Source organism: Bradyrhizobium sp. USDA 3262, from assembly GCF_054060035.1.
The window spans coordinates 3,028,938-3,054,933 of the sequence record NZ_JBSSCT010000001.1 but is presented as its reverse complement, the minus strand read 5'-3'; the positions used below and the strand labels follow the sequence as shown (position 1 = coordinate 3,054,933).

The following is a 25,996-nucleotide window of genomic DNA, read 5'->3' as shown; positions in this document are numbered from 1 at the left end:
CGCTCTTACGCCGCAGTTACGACAGCGCGTATGCGAGGGGAGACCTCGTAATTCATCAATAGCAGAGCGTTCCGGGAACGCCACGCGTCAGTCCCGGAAATTCACATAGATATTTGCAGCGTTCCATTGGCATGGCCCGGACGCCGATTCCATTGCCGCGGACGAGGTTTCGATGCTCGCCGAACGAGACGTGGTGCCGGCGCGTGATTGTCGTCACGGTCTCTTCGGACATCGCGGGGTGGTCTTGCGGATTTCAGCGACCGCCGGCGTGAGGATAAACGCGCGCTCCATGACATTCCCAGATATCGAGGAGTTCAGACATCCGGCTTGCGCCCTGCAAGAGGTCATCCTGGGGTTTAAGGCGTGGATTTCCGGGCTGCACCTAATTTATCGTAGGTGTCGAATGTCTTCCGCCCGATGCCGTAGGCGACGTGATTTCCCTCGTTTAGACTTTCGACGATGTCTTTTGTCCGGCGCATTAGGGTCTGCTTTGTCTTGCCTACGTCCTTTTCGAACTGGGCGGAAAGAAACTCTTGAGCGTCTAGCCTGGCTCCTTGCTCGATCGATTTCAGGACGTACTGTTTGACGGCTTCGTAGATTTCGGCACGTCGCTTGAATTCCAACTCCGCTTCTTCACGGTCTCTTCCGACATAAGCATCGTAACGGCTCGCGGATGCGGCATAGCCCTCCGCATACGCTTCAGCGATCAGGTCGTGGCGGCCCAGTTCATAAAATGCGAGCAGGCCTTTAGTGTATTTGGTTTTGTCGACATTCATAAATGACAAGGGCGCCAAGCCTGCTTTGAGCAGCGGTACGTTGCAGATGACACGTCCGGTGCGCTTGTTCACATCCTCGAAGTACTGGAGGTAGCTAATCATCACCATCAGAAAGAGGCTTCGCTCAAAGGGATCGTCAATGAGAGCCTGCTTCTGCACGATGAGGGTGAGTTGATCCTCGAGGATTTGCGGAATCGCCAAGGGCATGTAAGCGGAGTTGCCCAGTCCAACGATTCGCCTTCTCACCGTTCCGCGCGCCGCCGGATCGATAAGGCCACGAGAAAGCAAAGAATGGACGTTTCTTATTTCACGAACATCCAATTCAATGTCACCGATGTTGTCGACGAGATAGGTAATCGCCTCCTTGTGATTAAGGATCATCTGAGTTTCATCGGCGGCCTTTCCTTCAGCGGCTTGGCCGTACTCGATGAGCACCTGCGTATCCAAGTATGAGTAGGTGTTTCCTTCCAGGCTGGACGAAGCGTAGGACAGATCGACAAGGAGTTTTTGCACGATAGCGCGCGAATAGGTACTCGCATCAGCTCTCACTCCCCCGCCAGCGGCCAAGAGTTGCTGCGAGACTTCAGGGTCCAACCAGCGCGTTTGATTTGGGACATAGTTCTCAAGGATGGACCGGTCGTAGCTGACGGCCTTTCGGCGCTCCGGCGGAATGCTGAAATATTGATTGTAGTTGTCCGCCTTGTATCGGGTATTTCGCCCCTTCCCCTCGACCAGCACATATCGATCTGCCTGAAGGGCAGATAGGCGCCTGGAGAGGGTTGGCTGGCTTATCGATATTCCGTTCCGCTCCAGGGCAGCGAGAATTCCGGAGGCAGTGTTTGCTCCGGTTTCGATGGCATCAAGGATGGCCTTATCTGTCTCGTTTAGGGTCATGGCCTGAATACAATGCTGAATTGATTGGAGTTGGGCCTAAGGGCAATTTCGAAGGGCGGACGAGCGCTAAAGCAGCGCTTGAATAGATATGCGAATAGAAACGCTTAAGATCAATCCAATCAAGCCCCTGAAACTTCTCTTATTTTCTATTTTACGAGCTGAGAGGTCAAAGTCTCTCGAAGGCAATCCTGCATGGAAAGTGAATTGATTAACGATGGGACTTCAACCCTTACGAATGGAACACTGAATAGAGAGGGCTTTTCGTCGCGTGGACAGGCAGCCCTTCTGCAGTTAAGGCACCCTTGGTTGTGACAGAAGCCACAATCAACCTACTCTGCGGTCTGACCGCCGTTCTATCGGCCAGCCGCCCACCAAGGCGAAAGCGGAAGGGGCCTTGGCGACGCCGCCGGCAGTGCGGTCGAAGCTACGCCGCCAGGGGAGCGAACGTCTCGCGCGAGTTTATCGTCTCGCACCCTCGCACTCCTGTCGAGTTGAGATGAACGTTGCTACGACGACGCCCCTGATTGTCACGATGCAAACTCCGACCTCCGTCCTGTAGCCATGGTGTTGCGCCAGTCTTACGAGTTCGCCCAACTGCCTGGCTTTGGATTCCACATCCGAAATGTTCGATCCGACATTTAGCAGCGACCTCGCGGCTAAATCGTCGGTCCTCGCTTGCACCGAAAGAATATCGATGATCTTCGAGGTTTCGAACCTCGACCTTTCGATGAGATCGGAGCCAATCCTGCTCCTTCCGCCGGCATCGGAAAGGCTGGACGCCTTCGACTTGGCCTCCGCGATCATGCCATCCTCCAGCGGGGAAATCACCGGATCGCTCCTTCCTCCGCGTAGACTTTGGAAACGGTCAAACAGCATCGATCCGTATCCTTGGATCCGACTCAGGGAACTTTTCAAAGACGCACCCAATTTCGTATCGAGCAAAGCCGACGATCTTCTTACGAGCTCGGACCTGGCGTCCGACGACGACACCACCCCCTTGAGGAAGTCGTCGACGAATTCGACCGCGGCCGCTCTTATGCCGTCAGTCAGGAAATCGTCGCTCATCGCCTTCAATATTTCGTCGATCACCTTGCCGGAGACAGTTTCTTTCACTAGCTCCGATATTGCTGGTTCGATGACCTCGGGGACCTTCGCGGCGTCGAGTGCAGTCGAGAGCAACTCTCGGATCGCACGCTGCCGCGATGAGCCGTCGCGTGGTCGTTTGAGGTCGTCCTCTGGAGGGGCCATTCCGCGTTGCCGCCCCCGAGGTGCCTCAAGAGCGGATCCGAGCTCGGCCAACTTGGACGAACTTGCCGCCGGCGGCACGTTCAGCATGTCGCCCGACTGAACGTGCCCCTCGAACTTGGCTGCGTTCACGGCCGTTCTTACCGCTATGCGCTCGTTCAGCCGCTCATCGGAATTCAGGACCCTGGCCTTGAGTTCGGCGTCCCAGATACCCGAACCGGCAGGCGGGGCCGGCGGGCGTGGTCCCGCGGGAGCGCCTGCGGGTCGCGGCCCACCCCAATCCCCGGGCGGCGGCGAAGTCCGGAAAAGATGGTCGTCCTGCTGGGTCGCCCTATCCAGCATGACCTTCGCGAACTGTATGGACACGCGGACAACGGCTCGTTTGTATGAATTGTCGATAGCATCGTGAGCTGACCGAAGTTCGACCCGCAGGGCGTTCAAGCCGCTAGGCGCAGAACCGTAGAAGGAGAACAGCAGGACCGCGACGAAGAAGGCGCCGACGACGTCTATGCCCTTCGATGCCATCTTCGAAAGTCGAGCCACCCTTGAGGAGAGAAGCGGGAAGAAGAGCAGGTTGAAACCAAGAACGAGTATGATCGCAAGGCGCGCCTTCAGAGCGAAGGATTCAACGCGTTCAATGATGTGTCCAGCCTCGAGGCTATTGTACCAAGCAAGAACGGTGCTCAGCCGCGGTGAGAACTCCGTCAGGAAAAGGTAGAATCCGATCTGCAGCAACAGGAAACATGTCGAAACGGCGCCGGTGACCACGCAGTAAGTGGTGAGTTTCGAACCGACCTCGGCGAGAATCGCGTTGCCGCTGTGCCTTCGGCAGACCGAGCGGATCGCAAACACGGAGATAGCCGAGACGATCAATACCCCCAACGGCAACAATCCGACGAAGGAAAAACCCGCAACAAACGCAAGCCAAGCGGGGATCAATATCACTGGAAGAACAAACAGCTGCGAGAATTCCCGCAGACGAGTTGAAACGCTCAAATCCGTCTCCTCCGCTCGGCAGGCCGCTCTATTGACTTTGAACTTCTGCCGGCGCGTCAATGAGACCCCTTCCTATCCAGGCGAATTCCTTCAAGCTCAGCCGCAGCATTGCTCAGACTCTGTGCGGACCTGGTCTCGAAAGGCTAAGCAAGGACAGTCTCCTTTGGTCGGAAAAATTCGGCGCAGGACATTGTCACACGCGACGTTATTGACAACACTTGGAGCCGCCAGCAATCCTTCAAAATATACCTTTAAGTTGTAGCACACCGCGGCGAATTGTTGGAGCGGCATCGCAGGTCCGATATTACTCAGCTCGAAATTATTTCCGTACGGACCGGACGCTGGCTAGATGTGTCACTCACCTACAACCTCGACGAAGCAGCGCGTGCGACAGACGACGAGCTACAAAACCAGGCAGCGGCGAGGATAGACTAACACCACTTGGATCAGATGCCGTTGCTGTCCAACTTCATACGCTCTGCGCAAAGTCGACGAATACATGTCCTGCGTGGACGAGCCATCCAATACGTCGGGCAGCGCCTTGGCGGTCGTCTCGACGACATGAAACAGCAGCCGCGGCTGACTTGAGGACGTGTGCTTGAGGTCCTCCTTGATGGCAGCAAGCATGCCCGCCGCCGTCGTTACGCCCTGACTGTCCTTGCTGTCCGCGTTGAAGTCGCAGTGGCTCAAACTATAGGAGCATCGAAAGGCGTCGATGCTCGCCTGCCGTCCACGAAGTGTTGCGGACGAGTTCACCTATCGGAAATGGAATAATGTAAAGGGAAGCGACATCCGAACCGCGCAAAAGCGAGATGAATTGCTTTCCAGACTGCAAGACTTTGGGCATTCGAACCCGAACGTCTGCCGCCGTAACGCTCATAGCTTGTCGGAAGCACACGATCTCGAACTGATCACAGCAATCAACGAGGCTTTGAAAGAGGCGATCAAGGCCGTCCCAGAAACATTTTCTGCTGTCACCTGGAGCGCCGAGCGATTTGCAGCTCGCGCTCTTGCGTGAAGCCGTATCAATCAGGTTCGATCGAAAGCCGACCTACATTTCTTTCGTTCTTAATCTGTGAGACAATGTCGGAGGTTTGGTTCGAGCCGCCTCGAATACGTTCCGTTCGATGGAAGAATGCCAAAGTAGTCACATGCCAAAGTAGCCACACCTCTTGCGTGCCGGAGCGCGCTTCTTTTTGCTGTTCATGAACGCCTGAAGATCCCTTAAGCGTATTTCAAGGTCAGGTCGAAACGAACTTGGACGCGCTGGACCGTCGGGCGCATCTCCTCAGCCGTACCGCAGCGCGTCCCTCATCTCTTCTGAGGGTAACGATGTGCTGCCTGCCGTCGCGAATTCTTTCCGCCGCGGAGCCATAGCCGGTTCGGTCATTTGCGCGCGCTAGGTGACTTCAAGATGATCGACAGGTGCGATCAGTTCGCGATCGAGCCGATGCCTGCGAAACCTGCATCTTGGGCCGAAAATCTGTGTCCTCAGCTCCCACCGATCGGTCGTTCGCCGTCGCCAGCGATGCTGCCTCACAGCAGTCAGCGCGCATCGAATGGAGCCAGATCTCCTTGAATGATCTTCGAGGTCGGCAGCAACGACATTTAAATCGCGTTTTGCCGAGTATAGATGTTTAAATCACTTGGCCAAATCGCCGGCATCTGACGAATGCTCCGCTTCGATGCTCCCCATTTACGAGCCGCGGGATCTCGGCCGCTCTGCCTATTTCCTCTTACCGGCTTATCCCAATTCCCTATGGACTCTTGGGAATTACTCTCGAAATCGGCGAGTGAGATGCCGTATAATCGCGCGATACGCGTAAAGGGGGCTTTTCCGGTGCACGACAATTCGATGGAAAGAGCCAGATGGCTCCGCGATTTGCGGCGCTTTCTGCCTCTGCGCAGCCAATTCGTGCTCTCGGGCAATACCCGCGACCTTCAGATGCACGAAATCGTTCCGGGCGAGGTGACCGCAACGCCCTTATCCAGGGTCTTGCCGGACGTCTTGAAGGCAGCTGGTTACGCCCAGATCGCATGGTTCGATGTTCTGAACGGGTTTAGGGATATCGAGCCGGGGGACGGAAGCTGCCTCACGCGATTGGGTCTGATGCCGACGGGTGGCGCTGCGGCAGGCGGGATCGACCTTCTGTCGACGACGCTTGAGCGGCACGTCACCGCTGAAGGACAACCCTCGGCCCTGATCGTCGACTTTGCCTCCAGACTGGTCGCCCGAAACGACGCCTTATCACCTGCCGAGCACCAGCTTTTCTCCCGGGCGCTGATCCTCTCTCATGCGGCGCGCGCGCGTCCGGCGGGCGACAAGCGCCTGCCCTTCTTCAATACGGTGGTCTGGATCGTCGACAAGGAGGGCGATCTGCCCGACTGGTTCCTGATCGGAAACCCAAAGATCAGACACATCCCTATCGGACGACCGGATCATCTTGCGAGAAAAAGCATGATCCGCTCTCTTGTCCGCGGTCTTCCGGGTGCGCAGGACGCGGAACAATCGGAATTAGAGAAGTGCACTCAAGCATTCGTGGACGAGACGGAAGGCCTTCTGTTACTGGACGTGAGCGCGGTCGCGCAGCTCGCCCGCAGCGAAGGCGTCCAGTTCGATCGGATCGGCGATGCCGTCCGGCGCTTCAAAGTGGGCGTGACCGAGGATCCATGGCGCAAGATCAGCCGCGATAAGATCAGCTCGGGCGAAGAATTCGTCAGGCGACGCGTCAAGGGACAGTCTCACGCAGTCACGCATATGCTTGATATCGTCAAGCGCGCGGTGACCGGGATCGGCCAATCGCCGCGGGGCGGCCGACCAAGAGGCGTAGTCTTCCTTGCTGGGCCCACCGGCGTCGGCAAGACGGAACTGGCGAAAACGATCACGAGCCTGCTGTTCGGCGATGAATCTGCATATATCCGGTTCGATATGTCGGAGTTTAGCGCCGAGCACTCCGATCAGCGGCTGATCGGCGCACCGCCCGGCTATATCGGATATGACGTCGGAGGCGAGCTCACGAACGCGATCCGTGAAAAGCCCTTCAGCGTCGTCCTGTTCGACGAGATCGAGAAGGCTCATCCGAGGATTCTCGACAAATTCCTCCAGGTCCTCGATGACGGCGTCCTCACCTCCGGACGAGGCGATCGCGTCTATTTTTCAGAAGCATTCATTGTCTTCACGTCTAATTTAGGCATCTACGTACCGGGACCGACCGGCGAGAGAATTGCCAACGTCACGCCCGACGAGACGTTCGAAGCGGTGCGCAGCAAGGTCCGAGGCGAGATCGAAAGGCACTTCAAACAGGTCCTCAACCGGCCCGAGATATTGAACCGCATCGGAGAGAACGTCATCGTTTTCGACTTCATCCGTCCCGAGGTCGCAAACGAGATATTCGATCAGATGGTCGACAATTTGCTCAAGGACGTCAATTCGCTGGGCTATGACGTGACTTTGAGTGGCGCTGCCCGTGAGCCTCTTCGCGGCTTGTGCCTGGCTGATCTTTCGAACGGCGGCCGAGGCATCCGCAACCAGGTGGAATCTCACCTCATCAACCCGCTCTCGCGGGCTCTATTCGATAACGGAGCAGGAGCCGGACGCAGATACAGGATCGAAAGCGTCCGCCCTGGTCCATCGACGACGATCGAGCTCGTAAGCGAGCCGTCCCCATGAAAAGGATGGTCAATCTGTCGCGCATCCATTTCCCGGTCACGACCTTGGGGCCCGGCCAACGGATCGGGATCTGGTTTCAAGGCTGTTCGATCCGCTGCCCAGGGTGCATCTCCATGGACACTTGGGTGCACGGACGCGGAACGACGGCCGTAGACGAGGTCGTCGAGGCGGTTTCCCCATGGCTTTCGATGGCCGACGGCATCACGATTTCGGGCGGAGAGCCTTTCGACCAGCGCGAGGCCTTGTTCGATCTTTTGGCAGGCCTGCGAAGTCGAACGGACGCGGATATCCTGGTCTTTACCGGGTATTCTTGGCCCACGATCTGCGATGCGCTCGCGGCTTCACCATCGCTCATCGACGCGATCGTTTCCGGACCGTTCAATATCGAAGAGGCGCAGACCATGGCGCTTCGTGGCAGCGACAATCAGGAGCTCCATCTATTGACGCCCTTGGGCCGCGCTCGGTTCGAGAGCTTCGACCGCCCCATCGGCGAAAAAGATCGCGCGCTCGACGTGATGTTCGACGATAACGGAGACGTCTGGCTTGCGGGCATTCCCGCGCGCGGCGACTTCCGGCGCCTGCAACATATTCTCGAAGGCAGCGGATCGACGCTTGGAATTTCGGAAGATACCCGTTTCCCCTCTCTTTAGAATTTAATGATGATCAGACTTTGTCCGAACTGCACCACCGAACGTCCCGTCACCGAGATCTTCTGCGAAGGCACGTTGAATGGCCAAACCTGCGGCTGGGACCTCTCGACGGTCGATATCACGCCGCGTAGTGCGACGAGACCGAAGCCGAATCCACCTGTAAATCCCTCTGCGAGCATTCCGATCTGCCGAAACGGTCATCAGGGCTCTCCCGGCGACCTGATCTGCAGCGTCTGCGGCGAGCCGATCATCGAAAGGCAAGAAGCGCCCTCACCGGCGGAACCCATGCCAGGGCCGGAACTCGCGCCCGAGGGCGAAACGATCGTGGACGGCTGGCGCCTGCAGGATCGGATCGCCTCATCCAGCGCAGTCCGCGAACGCTTCGTCGCCACGCGCGACTCGGACGGTCAACGGGGAATACTCACGCTTTACGCTATAGGCGCGGAGCCGGATCAAGCGATCTATGATTTGCTCTTAAAGCTCCCTCGAGATCACGTCCCGGAATTCTTCGCCACCGGTCGCTGGCAAGAGCGCGCCTATGAGGTCGCGGAGGAATTTAAGGGCGGCACGCTGACGGATCTCGCCGTCGATCCCGCGGATCCGGCTGCCGTAGCGAAGCTGGTCGGCGAGCTAGCGCAGGCCGTTCACGCCCTCACTGAAGCTGGATTGCGACACAGGGATCTCCGCCCTTCCGTCATCTTCGTGCGCTCAAGGGACCCGCTTGACCTCGTCATCAGTGGCTTCGGATCGGCACGGCTCTCCGAATTCGATCTCGATATCGTGTCTCCGCTCGAAACCACCCGCTATATGGCGCCCGAGGCGATAGCCGGCGGCGTCGCGCCGGCTTCCGACTGGTGGAGCATGGGGATGATCTTGCTGGAAAAGATCACCCAAGGCGCGTGTTTCGAAGGTATCAACGAGCAGGCCTTTCTGATCCACGTTTTGACCAACGGCGTACACCTGCCCGAACGTCTGGATGAGCGGATCAACACCTTGCTTCGCGGCTTGTTGGCCCGTGACAGGCGCCAGCGCTGGCAGTGGAAGGAAATTCAGGCGTGGCTGCGCGGAGAGACCATCTCAGCTCCAGCGGCCGACCGAGCGGGCGACACAGAAGGCCACGCCTCGATTTCGCTGGGTGGCAAGCAATATCGATCTGCAAACACGTTCGCATTGGCAGCGGCTGAAGCTGCGAACTGGGACCAAGCCAAGGCCCTCGTCCTCAGAGGCGGGGTTGCAAGTTGGGCTGCCGAAGCCGGCTTCGAAGCGGCGATAGCGGCGGACCTTCGGCAAATCCTGCGCACCGAAGATCTTCAGGAGGATTTGAAGCTTTCCATCTCTCTTAAGACGCTCAACCCGTCGATGCCTCTGATCGTCAGAGGTAATATCGTCACGCCGGGTTGGCTGCTCGATCACCCGGGCGACGGCTACAGTCTGATCACCGGCCCGGCACCCGATCTGCTCCGGAAAATTGATCCGGACGATTGGCTCTGGCGCCTGAAGGTCCGCTCCGACATGGTTCGAAAGCGGTTGGACCAGCTGGAAATCGCGGTCGACGAAGATGCTCTGCGCGTCCACCTTCTGTCGACCTCTATGGCCCGCCTGGCCGCGCTGTGGGAAGAACGGCGAAAGCTTTTCCCCGACACCGATCACGCCGGCGTGGCCGCGCTCACTGAGCGCCGCATTTCGGCGGAAGAAGATCTCCTCATCCTGCTCAGCGCGACCTCGAACCAGTTCCGCTCGGTTGCCGAGGTCATCGAAGAAGCCGAAAAGGAAGCGTCGGCGGCCGGTCTTAGCGACTTTTCCGCCGAGGAAACGACGACCCTCCTTGGCCGGCCACGTCGCGAGATCTATCAGGCGATCGACGAGCGCATACAGAACTTTGCCAGATGCGGCATCAAGGAAGTCGACGAGTGGGCGGACCAGTTCCGCCTGGACAGACGGATGCCTCTTGGGCGCGCGCTCGCCCTTCTCTGTGTGCCCTCCGAGACGTGGAAGCCGCTTCCAAAGCAAGGCTACGTCTCGACGATCTTGGACTTTTTCGCCAAGCGGATTTCGGGCGGAGTATTGCGCGGGCCGCTGACGCGGATGCTGATTGGCAAATCGGCCAGGATCGATCTCACCGAACTCGATACGTCCAGGGTGCCGGCGGGCGAGATTCTCGATCAGCTGCTTGGCCGCACGAACCGGACCGTGAACCTCGATCCAGCGGCTTTTGCCGATGATGACGGCCTTGAGCGACGATTGCGCTCGTTGCACTCCCACGCGCTGCTCTACAAGCGCGATACCGGCATCGATGGCCTGTATCTGGGATTTCCATTCCTGATCATGCGCGATCATCGGCCGAACGCGAGACCGCGGATTGCGCCGGTGCTGCTGTGGCCGGTGCGCGTCAGTCCCGAGGTCGGAAATCGCGGTCATGTCACGTTGGGATACGGACGTGAGAGAAACCCAGACACGGAGATCGAGCACGTTCTCGTCAATCCGGCTCTCGAAGGAATGGTTGGCATCCCGGAGGCGAGACGTTGGCAAGAAGCGGCCAACGAGCTTCTTACCCATGCAAGCTTGTCCGTCCAGGCGGTGATGGACGCCTTCAGCCGATTGGCCCAGCCAGTCGGCAACGAATTGACGGCGCTTCCGGGCAAGGACGTCGAGGTCACAGCGCAGGAACGCCAATTGGTACCTGCAGCCGTGCTCTTCCATCTGGCCTTCATGGGTCAGGCCGTCATGAAGGATCTCGAGACCCTCCGGGGCCTACCTCCGACGGCGACAGCGCTCGAGGCCGCGCTCCGTCTGAACGAACAGCAGGCGGAGCCTTCTGCATCGCCGCAAGTGAAGGAGGTCGAGCGATACTTCACGGCCGACAGCGATCCTTCGCAGGAGGCGGCCGTCTTGGAAGCGCGTCAGGCCCCGGGACTGGTCATCGAAGGACCTCCCGGAACTGGCAAGAGCCAAACCATCGTCAATATGGTCGCAGACGCTATAGGCACGGGAAAATCACTCCTTGTAATCTGTCAGAAGCAAGCCGCTCTCGAAGTCGTGCGCAAGCGTTTGGACAAGGAGCGCCTGAGCGATCGCTTCGTCATGATCACCGACGCCAATCGCGACCGCGAGGCGATCGTGGGTGCAGTCCGTTCGCAGGTCCAGGCGTTGCACAATCTGCCCCCCGGAGGGTCTCCGGCCTGGAAGCGAGAGCGAGAGCGCCTCGCGGCGCGCATCGAGACGCTCGAGATGGAGCTGGACCGTCGGCAAATCGCGCTCCATTCCATCGATGATCGGACCGGATTGTCCTATCGAGCGCTGCTCGGCGAACTGCTCGCGATCGAAGAAGGCAGAGCCAAGCCGATCGAGGCTCCTGAACTCCGGCCTTTGCTGTCGGATCTACATCCCGCAGACGTGGCAACGATCGAGGAGAATTGCGGTCCGCTCGCGAAGTTCTGGCTGTCATCGAAATTCGAAGACAATCCCCTGTCCGCCCTCAAGCCGTTCAATCCCGACCGAGGAACCGCGGCTGCACTCGCCTCGCTTCTGCAAGCATTTTTGCAAGCGGACGCCCGGCGCGAACAGGCCGATGCTGAGACGTCGAACTGCCTGACAATATCGGATGCGGCGGAATTTAGGTCCTGGCTTGTCGAAGCGGGCGAGCTCCGTTCGATCAGCGATTCGGTGTGCGCAAATCTCGCTCGATTGCGGCCGCTGTTTCGCAAGGTCGAGGATGGGGCATCGGAAGCTACGCGTATTCTCGAGGGCCTATCGGCGATTAAGGAAATCTTCTCATCGCTCAATGGCCCAGCCTACAAGCCGAACTTTTGCTCCAAGCTGATCGCCTTGAATGAGGATGAGCTGCGCTCCGCTGGAGAGCTCGCGGGCCAGGTTCGCCTACCGGCAAGTGCCCTACAATGGATCAACCCGCTACATTGGCTGCGAACGCGTCGTGTACGCCAGTTTCTTGCGTCGTTGCAACTCCCGCAGGATAACGACGCTATCAGCTCACTGTATTATGCGGTCGAGCTCGAATTGGCCATGCGCCAGCCGAGGCACGAACTCGATCACTATTTCACGACCCTGTTCGGGCGAGCCCCCAATCTGGATCTGTCGCCCGGTAAGCTTGCCGATTTCGCCGAGCGCCTTGGCTCGTTCCTCAATGGTCTGGGGGGCCACAATTCGCTCATCGATCGGTGCCCGAGCCGGCTCGAGCTCGATAAGGCGCTCTCGGCCGGAAACACCGAAGAGCTCGGATCGTTCTTTGAGCGGGCTGGTCTCGCGCTCAAAAGGCATGACATGAGAGAGGAGAGCCGCGCCGCATTGGACCGGCTCAGGACCTATTTCGACGAACTGTGGCTCGGATTGAGACGCTCGGCGATCGAGAATGGTCGCTCCAATACGAATGCCGTTGACCAGATCGTGCAGGCTCTGCCGATGCTAAGCAGTTACCAGGAATATCGACTTCGATCTTCGCGGCTTAGTGACAAGGAGCGGGCCATCTTCGCAACACTCAGGTCCACGGAGTCCGAGCTGTCGAAACTGGCTTCCGAAGATCTCGACGGCTGCGTTCGCGCCACCATACGCCGCGAGGCGCATTTGGCATGGAAGGCGGGCATGGAGGGTACGAGTCCTGACGTGTTGTTCGATGGCGATGAGGTCGAAGCCAAGGTCAAATCGCTTGCGGAAGCCGACACGCAGATCCGGCAATACAATAGGGATCTTCTCGTCCAGGGTATCGACGCTAGCAAAGTGCGTCCGACGGCCGAGTGGGATGCGATTACCAAGCTGCGCGGCCCGAGAGCACTCAGATTGCGCGAATTCATCGATCGCGCCGCTCCGCTCGGTCTGTTCGCGCTCCGCCCCGTCTGGCTCATGACACCCGATGTCGCCAGCCGCGTGCTGCAACCTCGCGCCGGACTGTTCGATACTGTCATCTTTGACGAGGCTTCGCAGATGCCCGTTGAATATGCCTTGCCCTCTCTATTCCGAAGCAGGCTCGTTGTCGTCAGCGGCGACGAAAAGCAGATGCCGCCGACCTCATTCTTTGCGAGCAAGGTCGAGAACGATGAAGCGGCGATATTCGACGGTGAAGAACCAGAAGAAGGAGCGAGCGAGGAGGAGCGCGAGGCCTTCGCAGAGACATGGAACCGCCGAGAGATCAAGGATTGTCCCGACCTCCTCCAACTCGCCCGCTCCGCACTCCGCACCCGTACTTTGCAGGTGCACTATCGTTCGAAGTATCGGGAACTGATTTCATTCTCGAACGCCTCGTTCTACAGCAACGGTCTTAGCGTCCCCGTTCGCCATCCCGAAGAAACAATCCGCAGACTCAAACCAATCGAAGTGGTGCGCTCGGACGGCACTTACAAGGCCCAGACGAACCAAAAGGAAGCCAGCGATGTCGTGGCATACCTATCCGAGCTTTGGGAGGATTCATCGCCGCCGTCGGTCGGTGTCGTCACGTTCAACCGCAAGCAGGCCGACGCCATAGAGGATGCTCTGGAAGACCGCGCCGAAAACGATGCAGCATTCCGTGAGGCACTGATGCGCGAGCGCGAACGTATGGAGCATGGCGAGGATATGGGCTTTTTCGTCAAAAACGTCGAGAACGTACAAGGCGATGAGCGTGACATCATCGTTTTCTCTACGACCTTTGGCCGCAATGAGCACGGTGTCTTCCGCAAGAGCTTCGGCGCGCTCGGACACGCTGGCGGCGAGCGCCGCCTGAACGTCGCGGTGACGCGCGCAAGAGAAAAGGTGGTCATCGCCACATCCATGCCGACGGCTGAGATATCGGACCTGCTGACGAGACGGAGCGGTCCCAGGGTGCCGCGCGACTATCTGCAAGGCTACCTTGAATATGCCAGGACGGTATCCGACGGCCTTGCAGACTCCGGCAGGACTCTGTTGGAGCGGATGGTCACCCAACAGCGTCCCCACAACGAAGCCGGACATCATGAGGACGACGGCTTCACCAGATCCGTCGAAGCCTTCCTGGAGGCGAATGGCTACAAGGCCAGCCGGGCTCGCGATGGCGGCGCATTCAGCCTTGATTTCGCCGTAACCGATCCCCGGACCGGCCTCTACGCGATCGGCGTCGAATGCGACGCGCCCCGACATCGATTGCTTCAAAGAGCGCGTGCTCGCGAGATCTGGCGTCCGAAGGTATTAGGGAGGGCCGTCCCATACGTTCACAGAGTTTCGTCATACGCTTGGACTCATGCCGGAGACGCCGAACGCCTGCGGCTCAAGAACGCTGTAGAATACGCGCTCCGTGGGGGAGGATTACAATGAGCGGGCCCAAAGCATTCAGGATCGTCACCCGGGCCGAGATCATCGCCATCTGTCGTCGCAACCTGGCGCGGCTCGACGCAGCGGTCGAAAGCTGGACCTCCGCCGGTAGACGCAACGGGACGATTGAGCAGAACGATATCGAAAAGGTCATAGCCCGGCGAGACGAGCTTCGCCGCCTGCTCGAGGCCGATCGTTTCGTCGAACTACAGAAGCAGGTCGCAGCTGAGATCGGCTTCCTTCAGGTGGACTCCGAGCGCCGCGTCGAAAGAGCTGCTGAAATAGCGGCGCGCTCGAAGCGTGATTTGAGACGCTCGAGAGCGGCAGCCGAGGCGCTGCTGCAGAGGCTGCAGGCTCTGAAAGTCGAGATTCCCGCCGACATTCGAAGCGAGCTCAGTGGCTCGAGTGCATCTTCCGAGCGCCTGGAAGCGGCTATGGCAAGAGCGTTGTTGCTGCTGCCTTCTCAGGCGGCGCCGGATACCGCGACAGACCGCCAACGCGAGCTTGCCAGTCAGCTTGGCGCCGGCGAACGTCGTGATACGTTGCAAGAATGGATTTCTCGACAACCTGAGGAGATGGAGGATCCCGCTTTGGCGCGCGTCGGTGCGGTCCTGGGCGAGTTGCGCGGCCTTGGCATCGATTCTTCCCTGTTCGCAGACCGTGTCGCGCTCCTGGAAGCAGAGCCGCCGGCGAGAAGATCGCTTGTCGCGGATAGCCTTTTGCTGGACCTGGCAGCGGCCGTGAAGGATGGCCGCGCCCGTACGAAACTAGCAGACGAGCTTCGTGCGCGACGCGCCGAACTTTCTGTGATGAAGTCACCGCAGGCGGCCTTGCTGCTGAGCGAAATCGACCAGACCCTCACCTCGCCAGCTAGCAGCAACGGGCAAGAACTCGTCAAGCGTGCAGACCTTCTCATCGAGGAAGAATTCAAGGCGATGGCCGCCGAGGAACGCAGGCGTGCGGTGCTCGAAGGTCTTGCCAGCCTGGGATACGAGGTATCGGAGGGAATGGCGACCGCCTGGGTCCAAAACGGCCACATCGTCCTGCGTAAGGCGGCCAATGCTGGCTACGGGGTAGAGCTGTTGGGCGGATCGAGATCTGATCTCCTCCAGGTCCGAGCCGTCGGTATCGGCAGTTCGGCCGAAGCTCGCGATGCGAATCGTGACCGCGACATGGAAACGATCTGGTGCGGCGAGTTCGATCGCCTGAAGGCGTTGGTCGCTAAAGCAGGCGGGAACCTTGCGATGGAATTCGCGAGGCCGGCCGGTCAATTTCCTCTGAAGATCGTGTCAGATCCGGATGCAAGCCACGAGGCGACGGCTATCGAAAGATCCTATCTGTCACTACCAGTGAACCGGCCGAACTAGAGCATTTTCCGACCGGAATGAATCGGGTGGGGATTCCCAAAACGGCGCGAGTCAGATTCAAGCTGCATGCTGGCGAGGGAGGTCAGCATGTATGGCCAGGGCGCTTTCGGTTGATCTTCGCCAAAGGGTGGTAGCCGCGATAGACGGTGGCATGTCCTGTCGACAGGCTGCTGAGCGCTTTGGTGTCAGCGCGGCAAGCGCGATCCGCTGGCGCGGTCGCCTCAAGGAAGTTGGCGACATCGTTCCTAAACGCCAGGGCGGTGACCGCAAATCGCAGCGCATCGAAGCGCATTCGCAATTGATTTTGGAGGCGGTGACAGCGAAGCCGGATATCACGCTCGCCGAGTTACGAGAACTGTTGAAGCGTCGTGGAATATCGACTGGCATCGCGTCGCTCTGGCGTTTTTTCCAGCGCAGAAAGATCACACTTAAAAAAAGACAGCGCACGCCGCCGAGCAACGGCGCGGCGATATAAATGCCGCGCGTGAGGAGTGGTTCGAAGGGCAAATCGATCTTGACCCTGAGCGTCTCGTCTTCATCGACGAAACCAGCGCCAACACCAAAATGGCGCGGCTTTACGGGCGCTCGCCACGCGGCGAGCGATGTCGTGCAGCTATCCCACACGGACATTGGAAGACGACGACATTCACCGCTGGATTGCGCTCCGACGGTCTGATCGCGCCGCTTGTTCTGGACGGTCCAATGGATGGCGACGCTTTCCTGGCCTACGTCGAGCAATTGCTCGCCCCATCGCTGCGGCCGGGCGACACCGTTATCATGGACAACTTGCCCGCTCACAAGGTCCATGGCGTTCGGGAGGCCATCCAGGCGGTCGGAGCAAGCCTGCTCTATCTTCCGCCCTACAGTCCAGACTTCAACCCCATCGAAATGGCCTTCTCTAAATTGAAGGCGCTGTTGCGGGCCGCGGCAGCGCGCACCATGCCCGATCTCTGGCAAGCAATCGCCGACGCTCTCAAACGCTTCTCACCCGAGGAATGTCAAAATTATCTCGTCGCGGCTGGTTACGACGCAACGTGATCGGAAAATGCTCTAGCAATTTGTAAAAAAGCAGCTGCATTCTGACGGAGATCCGAATGTCCGCGAAGATCACACTGCCCGACGTATATGCTTTGCGCCGTTGAGACCTGTCGCGGAACTCCTTCAGCCACGTCTTGTTAGGCTCTCTAGGCAACCATATGCGCGCATTGGCTCACGCGGCGGTCTCACCGCTTTGTTCTGCCATTGCAGAAGGGTTCCTCGTTCGTCGAAGATGCTGAAGATATTCCAGATGGCCGGGCAATCTGCTGACGAGCTCGCGCGTGCGATGTTCTACTTCTTGAAATACCGCGAGGGCAGCACTTGCGTCAGCGTGCCGCAGAGTAGGTAGGCTGCAGAGGGGCCAATAGTTCAACCCAAGCAGCATTACGGAGTAAGAGTAGAATTCGAAGCCGTGGTAGCACGGGTTGATGCTCCTTTCGTTCGGAAGCCGCTTCTTCCAAAGCTGAAGACGTTGGTCCATGGATGGAGGCACAGGGATTTCCTTCGTTGCCCGCCAAAACGGCGTGTCGGCCCTATCGGAGGCGCGATAGTGAAGGACAAGAAAGTCGCGCACCGCGTCGATGCAATCGGCCATGACTCTATTGTAGTCGGCTACAACTTCCGGCTCCGTCGCGACACCTGCATAATGGCGCAGGAGTTCCTCAATGCCGAGCTGAATGAAGAAGATCCCGGTCGACTCTAGTGGCTCGACGAAACCGGAGGACAAACCAATAGCGACGCAGTTCTTGACCCAAGAATTACGGCAACGGCCGATTCGCATCTTGATGTGATTCGCGACGCAATCTCTTGCGCGTGGACCTATGTGTGCGCGAAGCGCAGATTCGGCTTGTTCGGAAGAGATGAACTGACTGCAATAGACGTAGCCGGTCCCTACACGGGTATAGAGCGGAATGTTCCAGACCCAACCAGACGGTAGCGTAGTGGCAGAGGTAAAGGGCTCGATGTCGGATCTGTCGGCAGGATAAGGAACCTGCAACGCGACCGCGCGATCGTTCAGCAAGACGTCCTGGAAGGAAACGAACGGTTCCTGGAGCGCTTGATTAATGAGCAAACCGCGAAAACCGGTACAATCTACGTAAAGCGATCCTTTCACCGCGCCGTTTCTGCGCGTCCTAAGACAATCGATCGACCCATCTATCGACAGAAGCACGTCGTCGACGTCGTCTTCGATACAGCGAACGCCAATCTCCGTCGCGTACTTCTTGAGAAAGCTCGCGAGAAGATTGGCTTCAAAGTGATATCCATAAGGGTACTGCGCCCGGTGGTTGGACAGGAAAGCATTTGGCCGGGTCTTGTTCGCGGGATCGAACGTGGCTTTTACGTTGTGATCGAAGACTGTGCCGTCCAGATATTTTGGAGACCTGTTGTTCTCACACAGGGAGGGGGTGCTAAAGCAGACGGAATCGAATGCCGCATCGTTAGGCTTTAGGTGCAACCACCATTCACCGAGATTGTTTCCGTCTATGACGTCATAGCGTTGAAACGGATGATAAAAAGAGCCGCCACCGGCAGTCCAATTATTGAATTTGATCGCGAGCTTATAAGTAGCGTTACATTGGGGCATCCATTCCGCTTCATCAATGCCAAGATAATCAAAGAACAATTTGAGTGTGCTGAAGCTGGCTTCGCCTACCCCAATAGTTCCAACATTGGCAGACTCTATGAGTACGATATCGACGCCCCTCAAGGCCTTCTTGAGATAGGAAGCAGTCATCCATCCTGCTGACCCGCCACCCAAGATTACGATGGATTCACCCGTCATCATGGCTTGCATTCTCGTCCAGTTGTATATTGATGGTGTCCGCCGAACGGAGAGCTCAAGGTCTGTCCCGACCGGACTCGTCGCAAAGGCGCTTTGTGCCAGCAGAAGGTGTATGTGCCGCAAGGGCTGCCGATGGCCGAAGGCTAGCCGATCCCCTCAAAGAGATTGTGAGCCTCGGCCAGGCGCCCGACCTGCCGTTGGCGCGTGAGCCGGTGACCCTCTGCGTTCGATGGAATGGAGCGACGATCATATCCCGGCGCTCATACCGGGGTCTCTGCCACACGAGACGGCGTAGAAGCCGCCGCTAGAGTAGATCGGAACAGCATCGGGAGAACCTTGACGTTCGGCGGACGCCGGAGCGGCCAGGTGGATAAGGGTACGTAGCAGGGTTTTCTCCATTCGCGGCCGAGTTTCGAACTTAATTCTTGACGACGATTGCCATTGGTCCCTCTTCTCCATCAACTACTGAATTAGGTAGTTGACTGACGTCGCAAGCGTTACTGACCTGCAAGCGTTACCTGGATCGCCGATCGGACGACGGGCGGTGCGTCAGATAGTCGAGGTTGCGGAGCGCTTTTCTCCATGACCTGCATCCATCACGTCACAGAGCTCTGCTAAACTGAACGGAGTTGATGCAACCTCAGGCGTCAACAAAGTGGAGACCCACCTATGCGCCGCATGGTTTTGATCGGCTTTCTGCTATTGGCTCTCGGCATCGCGGCATCCCCAGCCCACGCGTGGTGGGACGAGGGGCACATGCAGATCGCTTATCTGGCGTACAAGCGCCTCTCCGATCCTGTCCGCGACAAGGCCGACGCCTTGCTGAAGCTCAACAAGGATTACGAGAAATGGACCTCCGGCGTCGCCGACGACAAGACGGCGAAGATGTACGCTTTCGTCCACGCCGCGACTTGGGCCGACGACATCAAGACCAAGGAGTACGGCTATATTCGCGACGCCGTCACCAGCCCAACGGCCGGCCAGAACATCGGCTATTCAGATCACAACCAACATGCCTACTGGCACTTCAAGGACATCGACTTCACACCCGACGGCACGCCCCTGCCCGCCGCGGCCCCGGTCGACTTCGTCACGCAGCTCAAGCTGATGATCGCTGCGCTGCCGGCATCCTCGGGCGCCTCCGACGATGTGCGCTCGTATGATCTCGTCTGGATCCTCCATCTCGTCGGCGACGCCCATCAGCCGCTGCACGCTGCCGCCCGCTACGCGCAGCAGATCCCCAACGGGGACAGCGGCGGCAATGCGGAATCCGTCATCCCGGCGAGCGGATCCAGCATGGCCCTGCACGCCTACTGGGACGCGATCTTCGGCGGTTACTCCTCGCCCTACGGCGCCATCTTCGACGTCGACGACAAGGACGGGCTGTCGAGCGTCGGCATCAACTCGTCCGAGGCCCAGATCGAAGACCCCGCCGTCTGGGCTCAGGAAAGCGCCGAGCTGGCCAAGCAATACGCCTACGCTCCGCCGATAAGCACTGGAAAGAATCCCGTGCTTCTGACGCGCGACTACGAGACGAGCGCCAAAAACGTCGCGCGCGCCCGGGCGGCGCTTGCCGCCGCCCGACTGGCCAATCTGATCGAGACGGCGTTTAAGTAGATTTCTTGCTCCCCAGCAGGCTATAATTTGAAGGACCAGGCGAGGCGCACAAAAACTGCGTCGCAATTGCAAAAACGTGCGAAGCCAACTGCGTCACATGTTTAGTTTCACCGCGGCGTTGAAGCGTTGAGCTGTAATTACGCACTTTGACTGGCGTTACAGTTTTTGTCCGTTTCGTACAGAACTGCGCACGCGGATGCGTGCCCATCTGGCGACACAAATCAACGATTTGAGAAAGAAGAATGGCGAACTACAAATACGGAAGCTATCTAGAGCAATCTAACAGCGAGGCTTTTGACCAAGATCACGGCCCCGGAGTCGCAGCTCCCTACGCCGGAATCTATCGATGTATGGGCTGTCATCGAGAGATCGGCATTGCAGCAGGACACGTCTTGCCCCCACAAGGACATCATGCGCACTCAGCGGCGCAAGGATCGATCCGATGGCGATTGCTTGTTTACGCAGACCATCAACCGAAATGATCGTTCAAGATGGAGTCCGACGAGAGCCGGACTTCTATCCTGTACGCTCCAGATGCAGCGGCGCGGCCGGAAAAGCTTCTTTTGGCCTCATCAAATCAGTTTGCGCACACAGCGGCTGAGTGACCGCAAATGGGGAAGGTTTAGGCGTTAAGGCCAGTCGGTTCGTTGGTGGTTTGCGACGACGACAGCACCGAAGATGGCGATTTCTTGGTCCTGAACTCAAATCGGCTCGCCTACATTATTCACGCAAAGGCAGCCAGAAAGGTTCATTCTGCCAGCATACCGTGATCGAGGCCATCGGCAGGCAGACTCTTGTATCGCTCGCGTTCTGCGCAACGGTGGCACTTGCATCATAAACGTTCGTATTCGAGCGATAGGGATCCTTCGTCCGATGAGCCAACATGGTGCAGCCGACCCGGCTTCGCGGCCTCGCGTTTGGCGCAGCTGCCGGTAGCTGCGCCGACCTCGGCCTTGCGTCCCCTTGTCACCTCGACTTGAAAGAGCGTCGCGTGCAGACGCCAGAGCGACGACTTCCTCTTAGCGTCGTGGCATGAAATCATCGCGGCGGAAGGAAGCCGCGAACGCAGCTTGCAGCGTCTCTGCCGACAGAGGAGAAATCCAGGGCAGTCTCCCTAACCAACGCACCCGGCCAACCTCGCAAATTGCTCGCAGAGCATCCGGATTCTTTTCCCCAACAAAGGCAATTCCGAGCACATCGATCTGACGTCTTCGGAGAGCCTCTATGGATAGGAGTGCGGAATTGGTCGTCCCGAGCGCCGTGCTAGCGCACAGCACAACAGGGAGCCGCCAACGCTCGAAGATGTCAATGTAAAGGGTGCCGCAGTTCAGCGGCTCCATCAGTCCGCCGGTCCCCTCGATCACCAGCGGCTGCTCACCGGAGGCCGGCACGTCGAGCGAATCCGTGTCGATGCGAACCTCGTCGACCTCTGAGAAACGGTCGGACGAAACGGCCGCCTGCAGGCGATAACGCTCTGGCAAGATTCGTTCGGCTGAAAGACCACCGAGCCGAGCGACGCGCTCAGTATCGGTCTCTCCTTCTAGGCGAGCCTCAATCGGTTTCCAAAACTTCGCACCGAGGAGATTAACGAGCCCTGCGCAGAAAACCGTCTTTCCAACCCCGGCGCCCGTACCCGCCACCACAATCCGCTGCGGGCTCATCGAGCCTGACCTCTTATCCCTTTGCCCAGAATATCCAGTATGGTCCTCACGTCTCCTCCCCATGACATTCAGCGTCGGTGAAACTCAAAAATATGGCCAGTCGAGAAGGCCGCCTGTCGTTTGTGACGTTCCGAGAGCCCGCAATCGCGGTACGGTGATCCGATCCCAATGAAGCACAGGTGGGTCAGTCGCCTTACACCTCGCCTCCGCCAATTCGCACACCGGCCAGGTGTTAGGGCCATCGCGCTGGGCCAAAAGGGGCCTCCCCGTATGACAGAGGTTGAGCTTCGAAATTTGTCGCGCGTAGCACCGCCTCTTCCCAGAGTTGAGCTTTCTGTGTTGTGTCAGGTTAAGATTGCTATCGGCCCGCAAATATTGTCCGGATCGCACCAAGACATCCACGTCAGGCAGGATGTGTCCTCACAGACGCAGAACAGTACGATTCGGACAGACGTCCCGCACGAAAATGGCTGAGTTCGCCTGCTTTAATAGCGAAGACGTGCTGCATGGCCCTGACATTTACAAGTTCGCACGGGCTCAACGAAGGGATTTGTTGCTCGTTCTCAGCTTCTGCGCAACGACTGTCCCATGAAGAGGCCGAGCCGGCTCGCTGGTTCCCCGAATCAACTGCCGCGGTGATCCCCGGAACTACTCGCCTGCGCCCAAAAGAAGACGGGGCGCGACGCCAAGGCAAACTTTCTGTCGCCTTCACAGCATTGCGTGGGGCTTGATCTCGATATAGGAACGCCCCGAGGCTACTGCGTCACGCTTATCGATCATCATGATTCGTCACATCGTCTTCTTCACAGCCAAGGATGAGGCCGGTATCGACCAGATCGTCGAAGGTCTGTCGATACTCACCTCAATACCTTATGCGCGCCGGCTCGAGATTGCGCTCAACCGCAAGAGCGATCAACTCGGCAACGATATCGACGTCGTTGTGTATGGTGAGTTCGACAGCGAGAGCGATCTGGCTGCATACAAATCGCACGATTTGTATCGGGAAGCGATCCGGCGCGTACGACCGCTTCGGGAGCTGCGGCTTGCCGCTGACTACGAGCCATCAACAGATGTGCATTTCGCCGGGACGTCAGGGGTAGGCCAGATAGCACGGCCCAGGCGACCACCTGGCCGCGGATAACCCGATGAGTAGTCTAAGCGCGCCGCCGACGGGACAAAACTGCTCATTTTCAGGACGGCATCACCTTTAGTGCGGGCTTCACAACGTGCTGCCCTTCGGTAACAGATAACCTCATGCACGTCCTGGAGATGCCGTGGATTGATCCAGTCAAGGCGTTGCGATGCTTTGCGCAGCGGCCGCACCTTACCTTTCTCGATAGTGCGGCAGAGCATGAGGTGCTTGGGCGCTACTCCTATCTGGCCTGCGAGCCGTTCAGCACATATTTTGTGTCGGATGGACAGGCTAGTTGGAACGGAAAGATCGTTGCAGGTGATCCATGGGTCGTCCTCCGCAACCTTCTAGCCAGATATCGAGAGGCGCATCGCCCCGATCTCCCGCCGTTCCAGGGCGGCGCTGCCGGCTTCCTTGGTTACGATCTGAACCGAACGCTGGAGCGACTGCCGCGGCCGTTGATTGTCGGTCTGCAATTGCCTCAAGCGGTACTAAATTTCTATGACGTGGTGATCAGCTTCGATCACCGGGACCGCAAGTGCTGGATCGTCTCAACCGGATGGCCGGAGCAGGACTCCGCTCGGCGAATTGAGCGTGCGCGCTGTCGCGCCGACGAGTTTGCGGCGCTGCTAGCCAGGCCAAGGTTGCCGCCGCTCACCATTCCCAGCACTGCGGGCGCATGGCATTCGAACTTTGGCCGAGAAGGCTTCATCGCGGCGGTCCAGCGCGTCGTCGAGTTGATTCTGGCCGGGGATATATTCCAAGCGAACATCGCACAACGCTTTAGTGCCAAGACATCGCCCCTGTTCGATCCCCTCACCTTCTATTGCCAGCTGCGGTTATCGAACCCAGCACCATTCGCTGCCCTCTTGCGCTACGACAAGATGACGATTGCATCGAGCTCTCCTGAGCGGTTTCTGAAGCTCGACGGACGACAGGTCGAAACTCGCCCCATCAAGGGAACAATCGCGCGCTCCGTGGATCCAGAGGAAGATCGGCGCCGCGCCGAAATCCTCCTTGCATCCGAAAAGGACCGCGCCGAGAATATCATGATCGTCGACCTGCTGCGCAACGATCTGTCTCGCGTTTGTACGGACAATTCGGTCGAGGTTACGGCATTATGCAACCTCGAATCCTACGCTTCAGTGCACCACCTCGTCTCGGTTGTCAGGGGCGCACTTGCTGCAAATCAAGACGCCGTCGGTCTGCTTCGCGCCTGCTTTCCAGGCGGCTCCGTGACCGGAGCTCCGAAGGTGCGAGCAATGGAAATCATTGCGGACATTGAGCAAGTGGCGCGAGAGGTCTATTGCGGGGCGATTGGCTTCATCGGATTCAATGGACAGATGGATACCAACATTGCGATCCGCACCGTGATGATTGACGACGACCAGGCTGTGTTCCATGCAGGGGGCGGAATAACGGCGATGTCGGATCCGGAAGCCGAATATGAAGAGACGCTTGCCAAGGCCCAGCGACTGTTCGATGCCTTTAATGCCGATCCGTCCGGTGTATTTTGATCTTCGTCATCGACAATTACGACTCCTTCGTTTTCAATATTGCGCGCTACTTCCGCAAGCTTGGTGCAGAAACCAAAGTTGTCCGGAATGACGCGATCCGCTGCACCGATCTTGTTGCGTTCAAGCCACGGGCGATCGTCATCTCTCCCGGCCCCTGCACACCAATGGAGGCCGGGATATCCACAGCCGTTGTCCGCGAACTTTCGGGTCACATCCCAATTCTCGGCATCTGTCTCGGGCACCAGTGTATTGGGAGCGTTTTCGGCGGCCGGGTTGTGCGCGCCCGTTGTCCGATGCACGGCCGGGCTTCCGACATAGCTCACGATGGCCGAGGATTATTCAAAGAGCTCCCGTCTCCACTTTCTGTTGGACGCTACCATTCTCTGGCGATTGAACTCGGTGAGTCGGACGCCTCGCCTCTCGTGGTGACAGCCCGTTCAAATGAAGGTGAAATCATGGCTCTGTCCCATCGCCATCACCCAACCCATGGCCTGCAGTTCCACCCGGAGTCAGTACTTACCGATCAAGGCGACGCGCTACTTATGAATTTCTTGCGCTTAGCAGAGAGCTTCCGAGCGTGAAGCCGGAGAGTTTATCGCGCAAGTGGCGCCTACTCCGCAAGAACGAATGGCAGGCTGCGCGCCTTTCGAATCTAGCCCTGTAAAACGACGAAACAGCTTCGACCTGTTGAAGGTGTAACCGAAAAGAAGAGCTCAGTTGGTACGCCGCGTACGCAACTTTTTCTTTTGCTACAGGCTGAATTGAATTACTTGAAGCCAGCACGCGTAGACCTCTTCGCATCACCTTCATTCGGTGAATCAGGATCATCCTTTAGCCAAATTGCAAATTTGTTTTGCGAGATCCGCCGGGAGATTGGCGGTGCCTAAGCGGTATACTCTCCTACCGCTGCCCTAACGGGCGTTTCCTCCCTTGACTTGGCCGCCGGTCCTATGGATCGGCGGCTCACTTCGGTATCGGGAGGTCAACGCTTTCAGGGAATCATAGATCAATCTGGAGCTCGACGACGACGGCGCTGGGGGGCCATTGTGTATCGGGATTGAAACTATTTATGCAGCATAGAGGTGTGCAATTCAGCATTCGAGAAGTATTGCCGGGCGAGTGGCGCTATAGTTTCCAACTCGATGGCAAGACGATCGGTGGCCGAACCCGAACGAGGTTGGAGCTTCTTGCGGTTCGTCGGGTCAAGGATCGCATCAATCGTGAATTGAATCGCAGCACGGCGAGTTGACATAGGGGTGCTCTCCTGTCCAATGCCATTGACGAGATGCGAAGCTGAGGGGGCGGATCCACTCTTCCGCAGTCCAGGCAAAACCACTATTTGGTGCGTTAAACGCACCTATATTGAACCAATTGCTT

The 25,996-nt window shown here is 58.2% G+C and carries 16 protein-coding genes; 10 read left to right on the top strand and 6 right to left on the bottom strand.

The window, feature by feature from the left end; translation table 11 throughout:
• Nucleotides 1–356: 356 nt before the first annotated feature.
• The 3 genes from ACVWYP_RS14195 to ACVWYP_RS14185 form a co-directional block, all read right to left on the bottom strand.
• The gene (locus ACVWYP_RS14195) at nt 357–1,670 is read right to left on the bottom strand and encodes a Fic family protein (RefSeq protein WP_168857686.1); all 1,314 of its coding nucleotides are present in this window, start codon (nt 1,668–1,670) and stop codon (nt 357–359) included.
• Between the two features lie 459 nt (nt 1,671–2,129).
• Nucleotides 2,130–3,911, bottom strand: coding sequence for a hypothetical protein (locus ACVWYP_RS14190; RefSeq protein ID WP_168857687.1), 1,782 nt, complete (start codon nt 3,909–3,911; stop codon nt 2,130–2,132).
• A gap of 402 nt (nt 3,912–4,313) precedes the next feature.
• A complete protein-coding gene (locus ACVWYP_RS14185) occupies nt 4,314–4,538 on the bottom strand; it encodes a hypothetical protein (protein ID WP_253592525.1) in 225 nt (74 codons plus the stop codon).
• An 88-nt stretch (nt 4,539–4,626) separates the two neighbouring features.
• On the opposite strand from ACVWYP_RS14185, the gene ACVWYP_RS14180 reads away from it, so the two are divergent.
• From ACVWYP_RS14180 to ACVWYP_RS14155, 6 genes are all read left to right on the top strand, one after another.
• Nucleotides 4,627–4,929, top strand: a complete 303-nt coding sequence (locus tag ACVWYP_RS14180) for a hypothetical protein (RefSeq protein ID WP_168857689.1) — start codon at nt 4,627–4,629, stop codon at nt 4,927–4,929.
• A 780-nt stretch (nt 4,930–5,709) separates the two neighbouring features.
• Entirely contained in the window at nt 5,710–7,581 is a 1,872-nt protein-coding gene (locus ACVWYP_RS14175; RefSeq protein ID WP_304498909.1) for an AAA family ATPase, read from the top strand.
• Complete coding sequence (locus ACVWYP_RS14170) at nt 7,578–8,231, top strand: 4Fe-4S single cluster domain-containing protein (RefSeq protein ID WP_209910139.1); 654 nt, start codon at nt 7,578–7,580, stop codon at nt 8,229–8,231. Before ACVWYP_RS14175 ends, ACVWYP_RS14170 begins: the two co-directional genes overlap by 4 nt.
• A 6-nt stretch (nt 8,232–8,237) precedes the next feature.
• Nucleotides 8,238–14,507, top strand: a complete 6,270-nt coding sequence (locus tag ACVWYP_RS14165; RefSeq protein ID WP_304498908.1) for an AAA domain-containing protein — start codon at nt 8,238–8,240, stop codon at nt 14,505–14,507.
• A complete protein-coding gene (locus tag ACVWYP_RS14160) occupies nt 14,504–15,871 on the top strand; it encodes a hypothetical protein (RefSeq protein WP_304498907.1) in 1,368 nt (455 codons plus the stop codon). The genes ACVWYP_RS14165 and ACVWYP_RS14160 overlap by 4 nt, the downstream gene beginning before the upstream one ends.
• 91 nt (nt 15,872–15,962) lie before the next feature.
• A protein-coding gene (locus tag ACVWYP_RS14155) for an IS630 family transposase (protein WP_304498906.1) occupies nt 15,963–16,909 on the top strand; the annotation gives its coding sequence in 2 pieces (ribosomal slippage) (nt 15,963–16,302 and nt 16,302–16,909; 948 coding nt in all).
• Between the two features lie 172 nt (nt 16,910–17,081).
• On the opposite strand, the gene ACVWYP_RS14150 is transcribed toward ACVWYP_RS14155, so the two are convergent.
• Nucleotides 17,082–18,695 carry a tryptophan halogenase family protein gene (locus ACVWYP_RS14150; RefSeq protein WP_304498905.1) on the bottom strand — a complete coding sequence of 538 codons (1,614 nt, stop codon included), beginning with the start codon at nt 18,693–18,695 and terminating at the stop codon, nt 17,082–17,084.
• A 666-nt stretch (nt 18,696–19,361) separates the two neighbouring features.
• Here ACVWYP_RS14150 and ACVWYP_RS14145 point away from each other — a divergent pair.
• Entirely contained in the window at nt 19,362–20,309 is a 948-nt protein-coding gene (locus ACVWYP_RS14145) for a S1/P1 nuclease (protein ID WP_304498904.1), read from the top strand.
• A 1,019-nt stretch (nt 20,310–21,328) separates the two neighbouring features.
• On the opposite strand, the gene ACVWYP_RS14140 is transcribed toward ACVWYP_RS14145, so the two are convergent.
• On the bottom strand, nt 21,329–21,970 hold the full coding sequence (locus ACVWYP_RS14140) for a dethiobiotin synthase (protein ID WP_209946047.1): 642 nt from the start codon (nt 21,968–21,970) through the stop codon (nt 21,329–21,331).
• 781 nt (nt 21,971–22,751) lie between these two features.
• Here ACVWYP_RS14140 and ACVWYP_RS14135 point away from each other — a divergent pair.
• The 3 genes from ACVWYP_RS14135 to ACVWYP_RS14125 all read left to right on the top strand — a co-directional run bounded on the left by ACVWYP_RS14135 (nt 22,752) and on the right by ACVWYP_RS14125 (nt 25,200).
• Nucleotides 22,752–23,111 carry a Dabb family protein gene (locus ACVWYP_RS14135; protein WP_209946049.1) on the top strand — a complete coding sequence of 120 codons (360 nt, stop codon included), beginning with the start codon at nt 22,752–22,754 and terminating at the stop codon, nt 23,109–23,111.
• A gap of 113 nt (nt 23,112–23,224) precedes the next feature.
• Nucleotides 23,225–24,619 carry an aminodeoxychorismate synthase component I gene (pabB, locus tag ACVWYP_RS14130; RefSeq protein ID WP_304498903.1) on the top strand — a complete coding sequence of 465 codons (1,395 nt, stop codon included), beginning with the start codon at nt 23,225–23,227 and terminating at the stop codon, nt 24,617–24,619.
• Complete coding sequence (locus tag ACVWYP_RS14125) at nt 24,616–25,200, top strand: anthranilate synthase component II (RefSeq protein ID WP_304498902.1); 585 nt, start codon at nt 24,616–24,618, stop codon at nt 25,198–25,200. Before pabB ends, ACVWYP_RS14125 begins: the two co-directional genes overlap by 4 nt.
• Before the next feature lie 482 nt (nt 25,201–25,682).
• On the opposite strand, the gene ACVWYP_RS14120 is transcribed toward ACVWYP_RS14125, so the two are convergent.
• Nucleotides 25,683–25,871 (bottom strand): hypothetical protein, encoded by a 189-nt coding sequence (locus ACVWYP_RS14120; RefSeq protein WP_304498901.1) that lies wholly within the window; start codon nt 25,869–25,871, stop codon nt 25,683–25,685.
• Nucleotides 25,872–25,996: the final 125 nt, after the last annotated feature.